The organism is Actinomycetota bacterium, from assembly GCA_036280995.1.
Taxonomy (GTDB): domain Bacteria; phylum Actinomycetota; class CALGFH01; order CALGFH01; family CALGFH01; genus CALGFH01.
In genome coordinates this window covers 1-2,379 of sequence record DASUPQ010000884.1, presented here as the reverse complement: position 1 = coordinate 2,379, position 2,379 = coordinate 1, and the positions used below count along the sequence as shown (strand labels likewise).

4 protein-coding genes are annotated in these 2,379 nt (G+C 73.4%); all 4 read right to left on the bottom strand.

Annotation, left to right across the window (positions count from 1 at the left end):
- A partial coding sequence (gene ligD, locus VF468_29670) for a non-homologous end-joining DNA ligase (GenBank protein ID HEX5882455.1) occupies positions 1–1,185 on the bottom strand: 1,185 nt, incomplete at its 3' end.
- Between the two features lie 72 nt (positions 1,186–1,257).
- A complete protein-coding gene (locus VF468_29665) occupies positions 1,258–1,782 on the bottom strand; it encodes a hypothetical protein (protein HEX5882454.1) in 525 nt (174 codons plus the stop codon).
- Positions 1,783–1,790: 8 nt separating this feature from the next.
- A complete protein-coding gene (locus tag VF468_29660; GenBank protein ID HEX5882453.1) occupies positions 1,791–2,195 on the bottom strand; it encodes a GNAT family N-acetyltransferase in 405 nt (134 codons plus the stop codon).
- 48 nt (positions 2,196–2,243) lie between these two features.
- Positions 2,244–2,379: zinc ribbon domain-containing protein (locus VF468_29655; protein HEX5882452.1), on the bottom strand; the 136-nt coding region annotated here is incomplete at its 5' end.

Below are 2,379 nucleotides of genomic sequence, written 5' to 3'. Positions count from 1 at the left end.
GAGCGCATCGGCCTTGTCCGCCGCCTGCGAGATGACGAGAAGCGGCTGGGAGGAGCGACGCCGACCGGTTGGCGGGACGGTCCCGTCGGGGTTGCGAGCCGGCGCCGAGGGAAGTGCCGGCGCGACCGATCCGCGGCGGCCGCGCGGGGCGGTGGGATCGGTCGGCTTGAGCTCGGACGGATCGGGCATGCGGCGGCGGGAGGGCTGGACGCGCGGGGGCTCGCCGGGCTGCTTCGCGTAGTTCGGCGGCCATGGGGCGTCGCCGAGGCCCTCGGCCTCGTGCCGAGCGACGAGGTCCAGGAGCGGCTCCAGCGAGAATGCCCGATCGTCGATCCCGGCACCCACGTCCCCGAGTCGCACGTACCGCTCCGGCACGCTGCGCAGCGTGAAGTCCTCGAGCTCCGAGTCCGGCACCTCCTCCCAGGTCAATGGTGCCGAGACCGTGGCCGTCGGTCGGGGCCGCACGGAGTAGACGGACGCCACGGTCCGGTCCTTGGCGTTCTGGTTGTAGTCGAGGAACACCCCGTGGCGCTCCTCCTTCCACCAGCGGCTGCTGGCGATCTCGGGGGCGCGCCGCTCGACCTCGCGGGCCAGGGCGACCGCGGCCCGCCGGACCTCGGAGAAGCTCCAGCTCCGCTGGATCCGGCAGTAGACGTGGAAGCCGCGCGACCCCGACGTCTTCGGCCATCCGACGAGGCCGAAGTCCTCCAGCGTCTCCCGGGTCACCAGGGCCACCTGGAGCACGTCGGCCCACGGCACCCCCGGCATCGGGTCGAGGTCGACCCGCAGCTCGTCGGGGTGGTCGAGGTCGTCGGCCCGTACCGGGTGCGGGTTGAGGTCGATGCAGCCCAGGTTGACCACCCAGGCCAGCTGGGCCGCGTCCCGGACCACGATCTCCTGCGCGCTGCGCCCCGACGGGAACTTGAGCTCGACCGTCTCCACCCACTCGGGCCGCTTCTCCGGGGCCCGCTTCTGGAAGAAGAACTCGCCCTCGGCCCCGTTCACGAACCGCTTGAGGGCCATCGGCCGCGCCGCCACCCCGCGCAGCGCCCCGTCGGCCACGGCCAGGTAGTAGCGCACCAGGTCGAGCTTGGTCTGCCCGGTCCGGGGGAAATACACCTTGTCCGGGTTGCTGACGGTCACCTCTCGCCCGGCGACGTCCAGGACCAGCTTGCGGGTGGCCATGCCTCCACCATACAACGGCCCAGCCGGCGACCCGGTGGGTCCTACCAGGGCGTCTCGGTCGGGGCCTTGGCCTCAGGGGTCGAGGGGCTCGACCCGCCAGGTGCCGTCGTCGTCGGTGACCAGGACCCCGGCGCCCTTGCCCAGGGGCGCGACCAGCTCGCCGGTGAGGCCGAGCACGGCCGCCTCGTTGGTCGGGCTGTGCCCGACGGCCAGGGCACGTTCCCCGTCGCCGAGCCGTTCCAGCACCCGCCCCAGCGCCGCCCCAAGGGCGGCCGCCTCCTCGTCCACGAAGCCGGGGTCGACGGCGCGCATGGCCGCCAGGTCGCCCCCGTCGGCCTCCTTGGCCACGGCCCGCCAGCGGTCCTCCCGCGCCGAGCGCAGCCCCGCCTCCACCACCACCCCGCCCGGCACCGGCTCCCCGAGGGCGGCCAGCAGGCAGCCGACGGTCTGGGTGGCCCGCTGGGCCCCGGTCGACACCGCCACCCGGTACCCGCCGCCCAGCCCGGCCCCGAGCGCCATGGCCGCCGCCACCCCGTCCCCGGTCAGCACGTCGCCGTCGTTGTCGGTGTGCCGCCGCAGCTCCACGGACCGCGCCATCGTCCCTCCTACAGCTCCATCAGCCCGGCGTTGGTCGGCCGGAACCCGCAGGCGTCGAAGTAGAACCCCCGCAGGTGGTCGTCGAAGTCGACGTGCAGCCACTCGCACCCGGCCGCCCTGGCCTCCCGGACGGCCACCTCGACCAGCCGGGTCCCGACCCCGCGCCTTCGCACCCGGCCCGTCACCATGGTGTCGAGCACGAACGCGTGCACCACCCCGTCCCAGGCCACGTTCACGAACCCGACCAGCTCGCTCCCCTCGCGGGCGCACACCCACCCCAGGCTGTGCCCCTCGACCTGCCCCCGCCAGTCCCACTCGTCGTCGCCCAGGACCGCATGGCCGAAGCACTCGGCATGCAGGACGTTGGCCTCGGCGCTGCTGAACTCACCGCGCCACTCGAAGGTGATCGCCATGAGGCCAATGATGTGACTTCGCCGACGGCTAGCGCCACCGGCCTCTTCTCACGCAGCCGGGGTGGCTGCGAGATGGGCCAGTCCGGCCCGGAGGATATTGCGTGCCGCATGTTCGTCGGCGTTGACCGTGTGCCCGCAACGTCGACAGGAGAACAGGGCTTGGCTGGCGCGGTTCTCGGTTGCT

Coding starts and splice junctions, on each gene's coding strand:
- VF468_29660 (HEX5882453.1), bottom strand. CDS start 2,195: ATGGCGATCACCTTCGAGTGGCGCGGTGAGTTCAGCAGCGCCGAGGCC.
- VF468_29665 (HEX5882454.1), bottom strand. CDS start 1,782: ATGGCGCGGTCCGTGGAGCTGCGGCGGCACACCGACAACGACGGCGAC.